Here is a 16,322-nt window from a genome sequence, read left to right as displayed (position 1 = left end):
CATATCGCTATTGCGACTTGACGGAAATAAGCTCCTCGACGGGAACAGAGCCGGCCTCGATCTCGACCACCCAGATGTCGGGGTCGAATTTCTTCTCCCTCTCCAGTCGCCCGTCAAAGACGGCGGCATCGTCGCCGGCGCCGAGCAGACTGAAGTAACGGTCGTCGGGTTTGGCTGAATCGTAGCTCGTCTGCGGCGCCGGGCCAAACAAGGCAATCTCGCCCATGCGGCCTCGCGCCAGCACGAAGACGGCGCCGGCCTCGGTTGCGCCACGCTTGACCACGGCGGCAAAACCCCCGGCGCCGAAAACCCGGCGCAACAGGGCCGACACCCACAGATCCGTGGTTACGCGCATGGCAGGATTCCGGACGACATCGGACGGTACTTAGAGCGCTTTGCGTTTGGGTGAAACCAAAACCGCGCGCCTGCGCCCATCAGTTGGTCAGGCCGATCTCGCGCATCTTGACGTAGACGACCTCGTCGGGCTCGCCGGTCTCGGGCAGCCCGAACAGCGACTGAAACTCCTTGATCGCTGCCTTGGTGCGGGCCCCGACCACGCCATCGAGCTGCATGTCGTCATTGCCGAATGCCTTCAACCCGGCCTGGATCTTGATGATGCGGGCGTCGGGTGCCTGCGCCGGCGCATCTGCCGGCGAAGCCGAGACGGGAATCGCGGCCATGTCGTCCGGACGCGGTGCCGGATGTGGCACGACCGTCGAGGCGGTTGGCATGGCGCCCAGTTGATCGAGCAGAATGCTGTCGATCTCGCCGGAAGCGTTGAGCCCGACCTTCTGCTGATAGGCTTGGATAGCCTTACGCGTGTTGGGGCCGGAAATACCGTCGACGGTGCCGGAATAGAAATCGAGATCTTTCAATATGCCCTGGACCTGCTCGACGATCGGATCGCTCTTGATCGGGGCCGGCTCCGGCCGCACGATGTTGATGGTGGTTTCAGGCTCGTCGGCGCCGGCTCGAGGAAAGCCCTCCATGCTCCTGGTCGCAAAAAACGCGCCGGCATGAGGAAAAGGCTGATACCACAAAGCGTTCGCCGAGACGTAGAACAGCGTCACCAGGAAGGCGGTCGAACCGCCAACCAGAACCGGATTGCGTGAAATCTGGCTGCCGAGGGCGACCGCGCTGCGTTGGAAGGCATTGCCGCGGCGCTTGACCGCCTTAGGCTGTTTTGCGGAGCGAGCCATGCCTGTCCCCTTTCGTCTCCGCCTTGGCTGCAGGCATCGGCAGTACGCCGGGCTTGTCTTTCGAACGTCCTTTCGGTCCGTTCACCGGCAAGCTGATCGTGACCGTGGTGCCCTCCCCCGGCATGCTTTCGATCGACATCGTGCCCTCGTGAAGCGCCACCAGACCCTTCACCAGCGACAGGCCGAGCCCAGTCCCCTCGAAGCGGCGCGTATAGTCGTTCTGGATCTGCATGAACGGCTTGCCGAGATTGGCAAAGTCTTCCTCGGCGATGCCGATGCCGGTGTCCCTGACCCAGAAATGCAGTCGCGAGCCGATCCGCTTGGCGCCGACGACGACATCGCCGCCATCGGGCGTGAACTTGATGGCGTTGGAGACGAGGTTGATGAGTATCTGCTGCACGGCACGACGGTCGGCGTTTATCTCGCCTGCATCCGGTGCGATCTGGGTCTGTAGATCGATGTTCTTGGCCTCGGCCTGCAAGCGCATCATCGATTGGCACATTTCGACAGCTTCGACGAAACGGAATGGTTCCGGCTCGGTTGCATAGGCGCCGGCTTCGATCCTCGATACGTCGAGTATCGAGGTGACGACGGCAAGCAGATGCTGGCCGGACTCCTTGACCAGGCCAACATATTCCTTCTGGCGCGGGTCCTTGAAGGTGCCGAACATCTCATGCAGCAGCATGTCGGAAAAACCGATTATGGCGTTCAACGGCGTGCGCAGCTCGTGGCTGACGACCGCCAGAAACCGTCCCTTTGCCACTTCGGCAGACGCGGCCGCCTCTTTCGCAGCGGCAAGCTCTTCGCGCAAGCCGGCGAGTTCGTCGTTTTCGCGCAGGACGAACGTGAGGACGTCCTGCTGCTCTTCCCCGCGCGCCAATTCAAGCGAAAACGGCCGGTAATTGTCCGCCGTCGGGCCATTGCCGTTTTGCGGCAGCCGGACGCGAAGATCCAGCCGGCGCGCCGGCGCGCCATCGCGCATGTCGGCCAGCGCGCTGAGGTATGCGACGCGATCGGACAGATGGATGCGGTCGAACAGGCCGGTACCGAACAGCAGCTCCGGCTGCAGCTTCAGGATCGTGCGCGCCTTTGCCGACGCATCCAGAACCTCGCCATGCCGGCCGGCCCGCAGGACAACGGCGTCGATGATGTTCTCGAGCCGATCGTCGGTCGCCGGATCAAGCTGCGCGCCGGCCGCGCTGCCAAGCGCTGCGACGCGGGGAACGAGGGTGAGCGCCCAGGCCAGCGGCAGCAGCCAATGCCAGGCGGCGATTTCGGCCGGACCGAACGGGAAGACAGAACCGGCAAAAGCCTGCAGCAGGATAGCGACACATGCGGATAGGGCACCCCAGAGTGCAGCGCGACGAGACGCGCCGATCCACCAGGCTTCGAACGGCAGCGCCACGACAAGCATGGCGACCGGCGAGGCCATCCCGCCCGCCGCGGCAATGATACCGGCAAGAGCAAGACTGCCCATCACCAGGGCGACCTGGCCGGCGAACGCCATCTTGCCCGATGCTGCCACCAGCAAGGCGGCAAACCAGCAGAGGCCGAACGTCGCAAAGATCGCAGCCATGGTCACGGCCACGCCCATGCCCGAGGTGACCAGCGTGACTGCTGCGCCTGCGGCAAAGAACGGAGCGGCCAGCATGACACCGATAAACCGCCTCTGGCACCGGCGGTCGTTCTGTCCGAGGATCGACGGATGAACCATACGTTCGCAACCGGCTGCCATCGCGCCGGGCAACTCAACGTATCTGGCCCTTATCGAACTCAACTCAACGCACTCGCACCTGGTCGTGAACAGCCCTGCTTCGCAGATGCTTTTGTCGATCTGAAACTCGCATCCAGCGTTTAAGGAATGGATAAGGCAGGACCGATCAATGCCCGGTCCGAGGCAGATATTGGGAGGCCGGCACAGCCAAACCTTGGCAATTGCGGCCATAGTAAATGGAGCGTTATCCGGGCGAACCGCCCTCCCGCCTTTGACAGTCGCCCTCGGTAAGCCGAACTTCTGGGAAATACATAAGGAAAACAGTTGGATAGATGGTTAACCTTAAGTGAAGAAAAGCGCCTGGATTTGAGACGAATCCATTGCAAATGCTTCGTTTCGAATTTGCCTAAAATTTGAGGAAAATTTTCGCTGACCGGGCAAGCCGTCCTTTGCGCGTCCATGCCACTATCGTATCCATAAAGAGGTCATGTCGCATGAACGCATGATCCGGTCACGAATGAGGGCATACAGATGGGCTTTCTGATCAGAATGGCTTTCTGGTTTTCGCTGGTGCTTCTGGCGCTGCCGCTGAATGTCGGCTCCGACGAGACCGGCCACCAAAGCGTCGGGCCGATCCAGGCGTTGTTTGCGGCACGCGAAGCGGTCGGCGACATTGCCGGCATATGCGAGCGCAAGCCCGACGTCTGCGAGACCGGCAAGTCCGCAATGCACACGATCACCGCCCGGGCCAGGGAGACAGCCAAGATCGCGGCCGCCATGTTGGACGACAAGACCGCCGAACCCGACACGGCGACAACGACCGGCAGCGTGCCCGAAGACATCGTGTTGCCGGCGAAAGTCGATTTGCCGGCGAAAAACTGAGATATTTTCAGCGCATCTGTCACCGTCCACGCTCTGACGCCTATGGTGTTTTCCTCTTTTTCCGTGACGCGGCGTCGCCGGATGACTATATCCGGAGTGATGACTACGACGATCCAGACGATCCGCGACGACTTCTCCCTGCTTGACGAGTGGGAAGACCGCTATCGCTATGTGATCGAACTGGGCGAGGCCCTGCCGCCATTTCCCGATGAGGAACGCAACCCTGCCAACAAGGTGCCCGGCTGCGTCAGCCAGGTCTGGCTGACCACCGAGTATGGTCCGGGGCCCGACCCAGTCGTCACCTTCGCCGGCGATTCGGACGCCCATATCGTGCGTGGCCTCGTCGCTATCATGCTGGCGCTGTTTTCCAGACGACTCGCCAGCGAGATCCAGAAAACCGACGCCGAAGCCACGCTGAAGGCACTTGGCCTCGACGAGCACCTGTCGCCGCAACGCGCCAATGGTCTTCGTTCCATGGTCAAGCGCATCAAGCGCGACGCAGAGGCGGCCTTGAAGCAGACCGCCTGATCAGACGAACAGCGCGCGATGGCCCGACATGATCGGAGCCGCACAAGTCGCGACGCATATCGATTGCTCGCGCATCGCCCCAAGGCCAAAACGGCGCCCGGAGGCGCCGTTGATCATCTAACCCAGGTTGGGAAGAGAGCCGGTATCAGCGCCCCTTGCGCTTGCGGCCGAGACCCATCTTCTTGGCGAGCTGTGAGCGGGCGGCAGCATAGTTGGGAGCAACCATCGGGTAGCTTGCGTCCAAGCCCCATTTTTCACGATATTCGTCGGGCGTCAGACCGTAGTGGGTCATCAAGTGACGCTTCAGCGACTTGAACTTCTTGCCGTCTTCAAGACAGACGATGTAGTCGTCATGGACGGAGCGTTTCGGGTTTACTGCCGGCTTCTGCTTGTCGGCAGGAGGCTGTTCACTGGCCCCGCCCACGCGCCCAAGGGCGGCATGGACATCGGCGATGAGGCTAGGCAGCTCGCCGACCGGCACCGGATTGTTGCTGACATAGGCGGCGACGACATCGGCCGTCAATTCGATCAGCGCATCACTATTTCTGGAAGGTGTTTCGATAATATCCATGGCTTCCTGGCCCCAACGTGAGTTGTTTCTACCTGCGCCCTATTTTTGATAGGTCGGGCATCGCGCGAAATTTTTGCAGGAAAGAGCCTCTGCGATTCGCGTCGCAGCATCCTAATGAGCCACTCAACCAAGTAAGTCAATTCGCTTCTTGCGCTGTATTCATCGATGGCAATAAAATATTCGACGATCAGCTTCAACCTTTCGTGCACTCTGTAACTTTGCGATATTTTCTGGGCAGACCAGCGGCGGCGGACGCCCAGTCAAGCTGCCGTTACATCCATGAGAGCCAGTAAAAAAATCTCAATGCTTGGCTATGCTTGGTTGTGGTGCAGGCTATCTGGTTGTTTTTAGAGTCCGCAAAACCATAGGTTGCGATTTGCTGTTGCAAGCAAGCCAGAAATCAGCCTGCGGACCGGCACCGTCCATCAATGTGGGGTTATGTATTTTCCGTAGACCCAGCCGGTGACGAAATTGCCGTTGTGTGCCGGATCGTGCCAGACTTCGCACCAGCGATAGCGGATCTTCTGTTCCTGCTTCCAAACCGGCTGCTTGGCGATGTCGAGCAGGTTTATGCCGCCGGTGCATCTCCCGGTCATCTGCAAAACGGCGCCGTTGGGATAGGCCGCCTGCTTCTGGGACGATCCCGCCGGATACTTGCGCACGTTGAGCGTGTCGCCAAACGGAAGGTTGGTCACTTGCCAAGCTGCGAACACGGTTGCATGAGATTGGCCGATAAAGGCCAAGACTGTCGAAGCGACGGCGAAAGCCGCAGCAGCGTGAAAACGGAACTTCATTTTCCCTCTCCTCCGGGTCATCTTCTGGAGCCCGGCGCAAACATATACTCCGGCTCTTGAACCTGCGCTGATCGGCGTGTTCATTCTCCATACAAGTAACTTCCACAGCGAGACGCAATGACCCGAACCCCAGCATTTCCAACTGCCAGCCCGCCGCAACCAGAGAAGCGGCCGGTCTTCGATGTGCACCATGGAGTGACGCGGACGGACGACTATGCCTGGCTGAGAGCCGAAAACTGGCAAGAGATGTTCAGGGATCCGTCGCTGCTCGACGCGCAGATCCGCGCCCATCTCGAAGCCGAGAACGCCTATCAGGCAGCGCTCATGGCCGAGACCGCCCAGGTGCGGAAGCAGCTTTTCAAGGAGATGAAGGGCCGCATCAAGGAGGACGATTCGTCCGTGCCGATGAAGGATGGGCCGTACGCCTATGGGTCATCTTTCAAGCTTGGCGGCGAGCAGCCGCGTTATTTCCGCACGCCGCGCGAGGGCGGCGACCAAGAGATCCTGCTCGACGGCGATCTCGAGGCCGAAGGCAAGGCCTATTTCCGCCTCGGCGGTGTCGACCATTCGACCGACCACCGCAAGCTTCTGTGGGCCTTCGACGACAAGGGTTCCGAATTCTACACGCTTCGCGTCCGCGATCTCGCCGACGGCAACGATCTGGCCGACAGGATTCCGGATACCGGTGGCGGCGGCGTGTGGGATGCCGGAAATGATGGATTTTTCTACACCCGCCTCGATGCCAACCACCGTCCTTCCAAGGTGCTGTTCCATGCCCTTGGCGACAGTCCTGAGAACGACCGGCTGATCTACGAAGAAACCGATCCGGGCTTCTTCATGAATGTCGGCGGCACACGCTCCAACGAATGGATCATGGTTGGCATCAACGACCACGAGACCTCGGAATATCGCATCATGAGCGCCAGCGAGCCGTTCGCCGAACCGAAGCTGGTTGCGCCGCGCGAGACCGGCCTGCAATACGACCTCGAAGAAGGCGGCGATGTCTTCTTCATTCTCACCAATGCCGACGGCGCCAAGGATTTCAAGATCATGACTGCGCCGGCGAGCGACCCGGTGCGCGCCAACTGGCAGGAGCTGGTGCCGCACGAAGCGGGCCGGCTGATCCTTTCGGTAATCGGTTTCAAGGACCACATGGTCAGGCTTGAACGCAAGGAAGGCCTGCCGCGCATCGTCGTGCATGACCGCAACAGCGGCGAGGAACACCTCATCTCCTTCGATGAGGAAGCCTTCTCGCTCGGCCTGTCGGGATCCTATGAATACGATACCGAGATCATGCGCTTTTCCTACTCGTCCATGACAACGCCGGCGCAGGTCTTCGACTACAACATGCGGACCCGCGAGCGCGTGCTGCTGAAGACCCAGGAAGTTCCGTCCGGCCACGACCCGGACGATTACGTGACGCGGCGGCTGATGGCGCCCGCAGCCGGCGGCGAACTGGTGCCGATCTCGCTCATCCACCATCGCGACACGCCGCTCGACGGATCAGCGCCTTGCCTGCTTTACGGCTACGGCTCCTACGGCATCACGGTCCCGGCCGCCTTTAACACCAATTTGTTATCGCTGGTCGACCGCGGCTTCGTCTACGCGATTGCCCATGTCCGCGGCGGCAAGGACAAGGGCTATGGCTGGTACGACGACGGCAAGCGGGCGCACAAAATGAACACGTTCACCGATTTCATCACAGTCGCCCACCACCTCGTCGCCGAACGCTATACGCAACATGACCGCATCGTCGCTCAGGGCGGCTCGGCCGGCGGCCTGCTGATGGGCGCCGTCGCGAATATGGCGCCGGAATGCTTCGGCGGTGTTGTCGCCGAGGTTCCGTTCGTCGACGTGCTCACCACCATGCTCGACGCGACCCTGCCGCTGACGCCGCCGGAATGGCCCGAATGGGGCAATCCGATCGCCTCGGAGGAGGACTACCGAACGATCGCCGCCTACTCGCCCTATGACAATGTCGCCGCGCTCGACTATCCGCCGATCCTGGCGCTTGCCGGCCTCACCGACCCGCGTGTCACCTATTGGGAGCCGGCCAAGTGGGTGGCGCGGCTGCGCGACCGCAAGATCGGCGACAATCCGGTGCTGTTCAAGATCAACATGGACTCCGGTCATGCCGGTGCATCCGGCCGGTTTTCCCGGCTCGAGGAAATCGCCTTCACCTATGCGTTTGCGCTGAAGGTGGCGGGCAAGGCCGACCTTGCCACCACAGCGCCGCCGACCCTGTTGGACGCACAGACGGCGCTGTAGGAGCTTGATCTTGCGCACCATCCCCACCAGCGGAAAATCGATTCCGGGTCAGGTCAGGTCGATTTTCCGCTCGCAATTGCCATAGCTGCGCGCTAGCCAATGCGCGGCTTCTCGCAGCCGCGCCACCCAAAAATCATTCAGTCACGGCAAGGGTCCGCAATGTTGCTCGTCGACGTCTATCTCGACAAATCGCCCATCCAGGGCATCGGTGTCTTTGCCAAGAACCACATTCCCCGCGGCACACTGGTCTGGAAGCTCCATCCCAATTACGACCGGCGCATCCCTGTTGAGGTCTATGAGCGCGAAACCGGGCCGGTCAGAGCCTATCTCGATCGCTATTCCTATCCCGATCGGCGCGACCCGAACTTCGTCGTCTTCGAAGCCGACGACGCCCGCTTCATGAACCATGCCGATGACCCGAATTGCGACGTCGCCTCGCCCGACGAGACTTATGCACTGCGCGACATCGCGCCCGGCGAGGAAATGACCTGCAACTACAATCATTTCTTTGAAACCGGCTTCGATTTCCTCGGCGACCGCCACCTGTAAATCGGGAGCGTGGAATGCAGCGCGGGCAGGATTGACAACAACGGACCTTCAGCGCACCTTCCAAACAGGTGGATACAACCTGCTGCTTGCGCCCTCCCGGGTAAGGTGAATGTATCGAGCCACTTCAGGCTCCCTTTGCCCGAACGAACGGGTCAGTAACGCAAGCTCTGACGTCTTCCGTTCTTCGAAGCAAAGGATGATTCCATGCGCGATTTCCGCGATGCAAAAGCCATGGCGCAAACGCTGTCCGAAGCACTGAGCGCCAAATCCGTTTCGCTGTCCCACAGCGAAAGCCTCGAGCTCATTGCTAGGGTCCTCGGCTTGCGCGACTGGAACGTATTGGCTGCAAGGATTCAGGCGAGCCAACCAGTCGGAGCTGGGCCCAGAAACCCGGCGCCCGAGGCCAGCCCGCCCCCGTCCTCCGGCGCGGATCTGCCGATTTTTCCAATGCGGGATTTCGTGCTCTTTCCGCAAATGACTGTTCCGGTCTTCGTGGGCCGCGACAAAACGCGGCGCGCGGTGGAGCACGCGATGGCAGGCGACCGCCGCGTTCTTGTGGTCGCACAGAGGCAGGCGACCGACGAGGATCCCGGCAACCTCGATTCTCTCTATCCGGTGGGTGTCACGGCTAGCGTGATAAACTGCCAGACGCAGGTGGATGGGGTACTCAAGGTCTCGGTCTCCGGCCTCCAGCGAGCCGCGATCCTTCACCTGGTCAACGCCGACTTTCTGGCGGCGGAGGTCGCGCCAGTCGAAGAGCAGCGTCGCCAATCGGCGGAGGCGGTAGCACGTTCGAGCGCGGTTCTCGATACATATCAGAGCTATGCCAACATCGATTTTTCCTCGCTTCCACGAAGGGCCAAGGCGCGACTCGGCCTGCCCTCCATCGGCGATCCCGGTGTCCTAGCCGATACGCTCGCGCCGCTGCTGTCGATCAGTATCGAACAGAAGCAGCAGCTTCTGGAAACCAGCGATGTCGTCGCCCGGCTTGATAAGATCCTCGACCTGATGAAGGCTGGCCGGCCTGAGAATGGGCCAGAGCCAGCCGGCTGACGGGTGCTAACTAATTCGCCGGCTTGCGTGGGGGATAGCCGTCGGGGTGCGGTGGGACGGCCTTCAGATAGGCCGCGATCGCCGCCCGGTCCTCGGGCGTCAGCTCGGCCATGCTTCTCTGCACGTCGACCATGGCGCCACCGACGGAATCGAAATCAGGCGTGAAGCCGGTTTCCAGAAAGTAGGCGATGTCGGCCTCCGACCAGTCACTGAGCCCGCCTTCGCCCGAGGTGATGTTCGGCACGATGCCGCTGCCTGCGGCAGCCGCGGCCCCCGCCAGCCACTCGCTCTTCCTGGTGCCGCCAGCAAAATCGCGCGGCGTGTGGCATTCGCCGCAATGGCCGGGCCCTTCGACCAGGTAACGGCCGGCCATCACCGGATCCGGCGTGCCATCGGGGAAGGAGACCACCGGCTGGTCACTCAAATAGAGACGTTTCCACAGCCCGATGCCGCGACGGATGTTGAACGGGAACCCCAGCGAATTGGGCGGCGCCTTGCCCGCCACCGCCGGAAGCGTTTTCAGGAAGGCATGGAGATCGGCGATGTCGGCCGGCTTCATGCGTGCGTAGGACGCATAGGGAAACGCCGGATAGAAGTGCTCGCCGCTCGGCGATACGCCCTTCAGCATGGCGTTGGCGAGGTCTTCGACCGACCAGCCGCCGATACCGTGTGTGGTATCCTGCGAGATGTTCGGTGGCACGAAGATGCCGAACGGCGTCTTGAGTTCGAGACCGCCGGCCAGTTGAAGACGGGCATCGCCTTGCGAGCCTGGCTTCGCATGACAGGACGTGCAGCCGCCGGCATAAAAAATGCGCTTGCCCCTGGCGGCATCGCCGGGGCCGAGCTGCGCCAGGGTCTCGCTGTCGAGCCTGACCGGTGCCGACAGGAACCAGCCGGCGACCGCGCCGGCGGCGCCCAGAACGAGGGCGGCGCCGACGAGTTTTTTCAGCAGGCGCATCGCCCGCTATCAGCCCTTCTTAATCCTGTATGTCTTGTGGCAGGTGCCACAATCGCCGCCTATGGTGTTGAACCCCGCCTTCAAGGCGTCGACGTCGGCAGGAGCGGCGGCCGCCGCAGCCTTGACGTTGGCGAGATATTTCTCTTCCACCGCCTTGAAGCCGGCCATATCGTCCCAGATTTTGGGGGCAGCGGTGGTGTCGCCGGTGTCGCTGCCAGCCGGGAAAAGAGTGTCGACGTTTGCATGGAACTTCTCGGCGTTTGCCTCCAGCGCCTTCAACGCCGCCAGCACGGCCGCTGCGTCATAAGGAGTCTCGCCCTTGACAACTTTCGACAATTGGCCGGCGATCTTTCCACGTTCCTTCATAATGGCCTGCCGCTCCTGGATCGGATCGGCAAACGCCGCCGAACCGGTGAAGGCGAGCATCGAGATGACGACGATAAGCTTTCTCATTCAACTGGCTCCATGGTGAAGATGCTTCGGGTGAAGGCCCGACTGATCGATAACGGCAAAACTGGCTTGAAAATTCCGGAAATTCGCCTCACGCTTGTGTGAATTTTTCGCGACGGTCGTTGGAAAAGGGCGGCCGATCATTTGGCACATAGAGAAAAGCCCCGGTTTTGCCGGGGCTCTTTTGCAACTCAGTCGGGCCTACGCCTTTTCGTAGAGCTCGAGGACATGGTCCCAGTTGATCAGACTGTCGACGAAGGCTTCGAGATATTTCGGCCGAGCGTTGCGATAGTCGATATAGTAGGAGTGCTCCCAGACATCGACGCCCAGGATCGGGGTCGCGCCATGGGCCAGCGGGTTCTCGCCGTTCGGGGTCTTCGAGATCGCCAGCTTGCCGTCCTTGACCGAAACCCAGGCCCAGCCCGAACCGAACTGGGTGGTGCCGGCGGCGATGAAATCGGCCTTGAACTTGTCGTAACCGCCAAGATCGCTGTCAAACGCCTTTTGCAGCGCGCCCGGCAATTTGTTGCCGCCGCCGCCCTTCTTCATCCACTGCCAGAAGTGGATGTGATTGTAGTGCTGACCGGCATTGTTGAAGAGCCCGGGGTTCTTGCCGAAGGATTGTTTCACAACCTCTTCGACCGACAAATCGCCGAGCCCGGCTTCGACAGCCAGCTTGTTGCCGTTGTCGACATAGGCCTTGTGGTGCTTGTCGTGGTGATACTCCAGCGTCTCCTTCGACATGTAAGGCTGCAAGGCCTCGTAGTCATAGGGCAAGGCGGGCAGTTCAAAAGCCATCGGTCGTACTCCTCGTGGAAAAAATCCGGTGTCGATACCGGACTAACATAGGTCTGGATTGGTGTGGAGCAACTCCGGAACGAAGCGCCGGTTCGCTTTTTAGCCAGTCAGCCCGCCGAAGTCGAATGCGCCCACTCCCAATAGAGTTCGCGCGCCTTTTTCGCTACAGGCCCGGGCTGGAGACTGCGATCCTCGATGCGGGTGACCGGCACGACTTTCGAATGGTTTCCGGTCGAGAATATCTCGTCCGCTTCGAGGAATTCGCGCACCGACAGCGCCTTTTCGATGGTCTTGAAGCCATACTCGTCAAGCAGCGTCATCGTTCGCGAGCGGGTGATGCCGGACAGGAACGTGCCGTTCGGCGCCGGCGTCAGGACATGGCCATCCTTGACCACGAAAATGTTCGAGGTTCCGGTCTCGGCGACATTGCCCAGCATGTCGAGCACCAGCGCGTTGTCGAAGCCGCGCATCTTGGCTTCGAGGATGGCACGACCGTTGTTGGGATAAAGGCAGCCGGCCTTGGCGTTGGTCGGCATGGTCTCGATGGTCGGGCGCCGGAACGGCGAGACGGTGACCGAAAAGCCCGACGGCGGGATCATCGGCGATTCATAGAGGCAAAGGCAGAAACGGGTCGAGGCCGGATCGGCCGGCACGCCCATATAGCCACCATGCTCGGCCCAGTACATCGGCCTTATATAGACCGCCGTCTTGCCGTCGAACTTCTTCAGCCCGTCCCAGGTCAGCCCGACGATCTTTTCGGCGCTCATGGATGGTTTGAGACCAAGCGCGATCGCCGAGGCGTTCGCCCTCGCGGCGTGGCGGTCGAGGTCGGGGGCGACGCCCTCGAACCAGCGGGCGCCATCGAACACGCTGGTGCCGAGCCACATGGCATGGCTGCGCGGCCCTAGAATGGCGACGTTGCCTTCATACCAGTCGCCATCCACGAAGGTCCATGTCGCGGATTGCGCCGCAGCCGCCAGTGTCATCGCTTGATTCCGCGTTTCAGAGCTGTCCTGTCTCGCCATTGGAAGATGCTTTGGCGTCTGCCGTCAACTGATTTGGCTGAGATTTGTTAAGGCCAGCGGCATGCGAAATTGCAATCCGTGCTTGCGCCCGGCCTTGCCTCGCCGCAAAACTGTTACCATGCAACATGCGGCTTACGTTTTCGACGCTTACGGAACGCTGTTCGACGTGCACGCAGCCGTCCGCCGTCATGCCGACCAGATCGGACCGGACGGCCAGCTCCTGTCGGAGATCTGGCGCGCCAAACAACTGGAATATTCCTGGGTGAGGACGCTGATGGGCGCCTACGCTGATTTCTGGCAACTCACCGAACAGGCGCTGGATTTCGCCTTGCGAAAGGTTCCCTCCGCGGACAAGGGACTGAGGGCCAAGCTGCTCGACGCCTATTGGCGGCTGGACTGCTATCCGGAGGTGCCGGCCGTGCTCAAGGCGCTCAAAGCATCTGGCGCCAAGCTGGCGATCCTATCCAACGGCTCGCCTGAAATGCTGGAAGCGGCGGTCAAATCGGCCGCGCTCGACCAGGTTCTGGACGACATCTATTCCGTCGAGGCCGTCAAGCGCTTCAAGGCCGATCCGTCGGTCTACGACATGGTCACGACAGGCTGGCGTCTCTATCCGGGTGCGGTGTCGTTTCAGTCATCCAACCGCTGGGACGTCGCCGGCGCCACCAAATTCGGCTTCCGGACAGTCTGGATCAACCGCTCCGACCAGCCCGAGGAATACCGGGACTTTCCGCCGGCCCTGATCCTGCCCTCGCTCGAAGGCCTGCTCGCCGCAGGCTGACACATGAGCCCAAATCGGAATCGATTTTTGGAAAGGATCATTACGCGCGGCGCTGCAGGCCTGTTGCCTCGGCGCAACAGGGGCTGAACCGTCACAGCTTTGCCTTTGTTTGTTCACCCTCAGGCCAGAATCGGAACCGCCTATCGCGCTAGGCATTGGTAGGGCTGGCGCGCCGTACTGATTGGCGTATTCATGTTCCGTTTCGATATGAGACTTAAAAAAGGCAACGATGTTCACAACCGAAATCGACTCCTATCGCCTGAGCCGTCGCGGCTTTCTCAACGCCGCTGCGCTCGGCGCCGCCTCGATTGCGGTTTCCGCCTGCACCACGACGGCAGGCCGGCCTGTCGAGCCGCCGCCGCCAGTCAATGTCGAGCCGCCGCTCATGGACTATGCAACAATGTACGGTCCGGTCAGCGACAATGGGTTCGAGCTGCCGGGCATACCCTACGAGAAAATCGACGAGCAATTTCTGCGTCAAATCGTTCCCGATCCGACCGGCCAAGCGCCCGGCACCATCGTCGTCGATACGGCCGGCCACCACCTCTATCTCGTGCGTCCGGGCCGACAAGCCATTCGTTATGGAGTCGGGCTGGGTCGCGCCGGTTTCGAATGGTCTGGCGATGCCGTCGTCCAGTGGAAACAGAAGTGGCCGAAATGGACGCCGCCGGCCGAAATGATCGCCCGCCAGCCCGAGTACGCAAAATACAGCGCCGAGAATGGCGGCATGCCCGGCGGGCTCACCAATCCGCTCGGAGCGCGGGCGCTGTATCTCTTCGAGGGCAACGAGGACACGCTGTACCGCCTGCACGGCTCGCCGGAGTGGTTTTCCATAGGCAAATCAGTCTCATCTGGCTGCGTTCGCTTGATAAATCAGGACATTATCGATCTTTATGACCGTGTGCCCAACAAGACGCCGGTGATCGTTACCTCCGGTGTCGGTCAGGAACTGGTTGCCACGGCAGACCGCAAAGCCATTCCAATCGATGCGGGCGTCCCGGAAGGATCGATCCTGCTCGGCCCGGCAAGGGCGATCTCGGAACCGATCTTCTGAGCTGGTCGAAGGCGCTGGAGCGGCGGACTTTCGGCGCCGCGAATTTCCGGTCCGATGCTTTTCCCCGAGCATCGGATTCTCGCAAAACCGGTGCCCGGTTTTGGGTCCTATGCGGTGCTTTCAGCGCCGCCCCCTGGCCAGGCTGCCGAGGATGCCGCGCACGATCGCCCGTCCAACCGACGTGCCGACCGAGCGAACCACCGATTTGATCGCCGCCTCCGCCACCGTCTGGCGATTGGACGCTCGCGGCGCCGGTGCTCGCCTGCCGCCGGTGGGCTGGGGGGCGGGATCATCATTACCGAAGCCTGGAATGGTCCAGCGTGAGCCGCCGCTCTCCTGCTGCTGTGCCTCCGCGTCCAACGCATCCTTGGCTTTTTTCTGCAGCATCTCGAAAGCCGATTCGCGATCGACGGTCTGATCGTACTGCCCCACAACCGGGCTCTCGGTGATCAGCGTGCGGCGCTCGTCAGGCGTGATCGGGCCAAGTCGCGACGACGGCGGGCGAACCAGCGTCCGCTGGACCATGGACGGAACACCTTTGGCCTCCAGCGTCGAGACCAGCGCCTCGCCGGTGCCGAGCTGCGTGATCACGGTAGCACAATCGAAGTCAGGATTGGGCCTGAACGTCTCGGCGGCAGTCCTCACGGCCTTCTGCTCCCGTGGCGTGTAGGCGCGCAGAGCGTGCTGCACCCGGTTGCCGAGCTGGGCCAGAACGGTCTCGGGGATATCCAGCGGATTCTGGGTGACGAAGTAGACGCCGACGCCCTTCGAACGGATCAGGCGGACCACCTGTTCGACGCGGTCGATCAGCACTTTCGGCGCGTCATCGAACAGAAGGTGCGCCTCGTCGAAGAAAAAGACCAGCTTTGGCTTGTCGGGATCGCCGACTTCGGGCAGCTCCTCGAACAGTTCCGACATCAGCCACAACAGGAATGTCGCATAGAGCCGGGGATTCATCATCAGCTTGTCGGCGGCCAGCACGCTGATCGCGCCGCGCCCGTCGCGGGTGGTGCGCATGATGTCGGCGATCCGCAATGCCGGCTCGCCGAAGAAATTCGTCGCGCCCTGCTGCTCCAAAACCAGCAGCGTGCGCTGGATTGCGCCAACCGAAGGTTTCGTCACATTGCCGTAGCGAGCGCCGATTTCTTCGGCGCGTTCGGCGATGTTGGCAAGAAGCGCTTGCAGGTCCTTCAGGTCCAGCAGCAACAAGCCTTCCTCGTCGGCGATGCGGAAGGCGATGTTCATGATGCCTTCCTGCGCCTCGGACAGGTTCATAAGCCGCGACAGCAGCAGCGGCCCCATTTCAGAGACGGTGGCGCGGATCGGATGGCCCTGCTCGCCGAAAAGATCCCAGAATATGACCGGAAATTCCTGGAAATCATAGGGATCGAGCTTGACCTGCTCGGCGCGCTTGACCAGAAAATCCTGTGCCGCGCCCATCATGGCGATACCGGACAGGTCGCCCTTGATATCGGCGCAGAAGACCGGCACGCCGGCATTGGAGAAACCTTCCGCCAAAATCTGCAAGCTCACGGTCTTGCCGGTGCCGGTCGCGCCGGTGACCAGGCCATGACGATTGCCATACTGAAGCAGCAGGTTTTCGGCGCGCTGGTAGCTGTCATCAGGCTTTCGGCTGGCTCCGATGAAAATACTGGTGTCGTCAGCCATGTGTCGGGTCTCCGCAACCTGAAGTGTTGA

At 61.3% G+C, this 16,322-nt stretch carries 17 protein-coding genes; 7 read left to right on the top strand and 10 right to left on the bottom strand.

All coding sequences use genetic code 11. The features are described 5' to 3' along the window. Positions 1-7 precede the first annotated feature (7 nt). The 3 genes from AC0L2A_RS08945 to AC0L2A_RS08935 form a co-directional block, all read right to left on the bottom strand. Positions 8-355: a DUF1491 family protein gene (locus AC0L2A_RS08945; RefSeq protein ID WP_091590364.1), complete on the bottom strand. Its 348-nt coding sequence runs from the start codon at positions 353-355 to the stop codon at positions 8-10. Between the two features lie 79 nt (positions 356-434). Beyond that, entirely contained in the window at positions 435-1,199 is a 765-nt protein-coding gene (locus tag AC0L2A_RS08940; RefSeq protein WP_473608422.1) for a peptidoglycan-binding domain-containing protein, read from the bottom strand. Further along, positions 1,174-2,913 carry a PAS domain-containing sensor histidine kinase gene (locus tag AC0L2A_RS08935; RefSeq protein ID WP_473608421.1) on the bottom strand — a complete coding sequence of 580 codons (1,740 nt, stop codon included), beginning with the start codon at positions 2,911-2,913 and terminating at the stop codon, positions 1,174-1,176. The genes AC0L2A_RS08940 and AC0L2A_RS08935 overlap by 26 nt, the downstream gene beginning before the upstream one ends. A gap of 531 nt (positions 2,914-3,444) precedes the next feature. Here AC0L2A_RS08935 and AC0L2A_RS08930 point away from each other — a divergent pair. Then, the gene (locus AC0L2A_RS08930; protein ID WP_023800834.1) at positions 3,445-3,795 is read left to right on the top strand and encodes a DUF5330 domain-containing protein; all 351 of its coding nucleotides are present in this window, start codon (positions 3,445-3,447) and stop codon (positions 3,793-3,795) included. Between the two features lie 99 nt (positions 3,796-3,894). Beyond that, on the top strand, positions 3,895-4,323 hold the full coding sequence (locus AC0L2A_RS08925) for a SufE family protein (protein WP_091590844.1): 429 nt from the start codon (positions 3,895-3,897) through the stop codon (positions 4,321-4,323). A 145-nt stretch (positions 4,324-4,468) separates the two neighbouring features. Here AC0L2A_RS08925 and AC0L2A_RS08920 read toward each other — a convergent pair whose 3' ends face one another. Both AC0L2A_RS08920 and AC0L2A_RS08915 read right to left on the bottom strand, forming a co-directional pair. Further along, positions 4,469-4,894 carry a Ros/MucR family transcriptional regulator gene (locus AC0L2A_RS08920; RefSeq protein ID WP_023800837.1) on the bottom strand — a complete coding sequence of 142 codons (426 nt, stop codon included), beginning with the start codon at positions 4,892-4,894 and terminating at the stop codon, positions 4,469-4,471. A gap of 425 nt (positions 4,895-5,319) precedes the next feature. Beyond that, positions 5,320-5,688, bottom strand: a complete 369-nt coding sequence (locus AC0L2A_RS08915; protein ID WP_473494121.1) for an SH3 domain-containing protein — start codon at positions 5,686-5,688, stop codon at positions 5,320-5,322. A 117-nt stretch (positions 5,689-5,805) separates the two neighbouring features. On the opposite strand from AC0L2A_RS08915, the gene AC0L2A_RS08910 reads away from it, so the two are divergent. The 3 genes from AC0L2A_RS08910 to AC0L2A_RS08900 all read left to right on the top strand — a co-directional run bounded on the left by AC0L2A_RS08910 (position 5,806) and on the right by AC0L2A_RS08900 (position 9,558). Beyond that, the gene (locus AC0L2A_RS08910) at positions 5,806-7,956 is read left to right on the top strand and encodes a S9 family peptidase (protein ID WP_473608419.1); all 2,151 of its coding nucleotides are present in this window, start codon (positions 5,806-5,808) and stop codon (positions 7,954-7,956) included. Positions 7,957-8,115: 159 nt separating this feature from the next. Continuing rightward, positions 8,116-8,505, top strand: a complete 390-nt coding sequence (locus AC0L2A_RS08905) for an SET domain-containing protein (RefSeq protein WP_091590843.1) — start codon at positions 8,116-8,118, stop codon at positions 8,503-8,505. Between the two features lie 204 nt (positions 8,506-8,709). After that, the gene (locus AC0L2A_RS08900; RefSeq protein ID WP_473608418.1) at positions 8,710-9,558 is read left to right on the top strand and encodes an LON peptidase substrate-binding domain-containing protein; all 849 of its coding nucleotides are present in this window, start codon (positions 8,710-8,712) and stop codon (positions 9,556-9,558) included. A 10-nt stretch (positions 9,559-9,568) separates the two neighbouring features. Here AC0L2A_RS08900 and AC0L2A_RS08895 read toward each other — a convergent pair whose 3' ends face one another. The 4 genes from AC0L2A_RS08895 to AC0L2A_RS08880 all read right to left on the bottom strand — a co-directional run bounded on the left by AC0L2A_RS08895 (position 9,569) and on the right by AC0L2A_RS08880 (position 12,750). Beyond that, positions 9,569-10,516: a c-type cytochrome gene (locus tag AC0L2A_RS08895; RefSeq protein WP_473608417.1), complete on the bottom strand. Its 948-nt coding sequence runs from the start codon at positions 10,514-10,516 to the stop codon at positions 9,569-9,571. A gap of 9 nt (positions 10,517-10,525) precedes the next feature. Further along, positions 10,526-10,969, bottom strand: a complete 444-nt coding sequence (locus AC0L2A_RS08890; RefSeq protein ID WP_473608415.1) for a c-type cytochrome — start codon at positions 10,967-10,969, stop codon at positions 10,526-10,528. 198 nt (positions 10,970-11,167) lie between these two features. Further along, entirely contained in the window at positions 11,168-11,764 is a 597-nt protein-coding gene (locus tag AC0L2A_RS08885; protein WP_473608414.1) for a superoxide dismutase, read from the bottom strand. A gap of 107 nt (positions 11,765-11,871) precedes the next feature. After that, entirely contained in the window at positions 11,872-12,750 is an 879-nt protein-coding gene (locus tag AC0L2A_RS08880; RefSeq protein ID WP_473608413.1) for a branched-chain amino acid aminotransferase, read from the bottom strand. A 157-nt stretch (positions 12,751-12,907) separates the two neighbouring features. Between AC0L2A_RS08880 and AC0L2A_RS08875 the strand changes: the two genes are divergently transcribed. Both AC0L2A_RS08875 and AC0L2A_RS08870 read left to right on the top strand, forming a co-directional pair. Beyond that, positions 12,908-13,570, top strand: a complete 663-nt coding sequence (locus AC0L2A_RS08875; protein ID WP_023800845.1) for a haloacid dehalogenase type II — start codon at positions 12,908-12,910, stop codon at positions 13,568-13,570. Positions 13,571-13,799: 229 nt separating this feature from the next. Further along, the gene (locus tag AC0L2A_RS08870) at positions 13,800-14,624 is read left to right on the top strand and encodes a L,D-transpeptidase (protein WP_473608411.1); all 825 of its coding nucleotides are present in this window, start codon (positions 13,800-13,802) and stop codon (positions 14,622-14,624) included. A gap of 120 nt (positions 14,625-14,744) precedes the next feature. On the opposite strand, the gene AC0L2A_RS08865 is transcribed toward AC0L2A_RS08870, so the two are convergent. Continuing rightward, on the bottom strand, positions 14,745-16,292 hold the full coding sequence (locus AC0L2A_RS08865) for a helicase HerA-like C-terminal domain-containing protein (protein WP_128172653.1): 1,548 nt from the start codon (positions 16,290-16,292) through the stop codon (positions 14,745-14,747). Positions 16,293-16,322: the final 30 nt, after the last annotated feature.

The sequence above is a fragment of the Mesorhizobium sp. WSM4844 genome (assembly GCF_055811775.1).
This window is presented reverse-complemented; position numbering and strand designations above follow the sequence as displayed.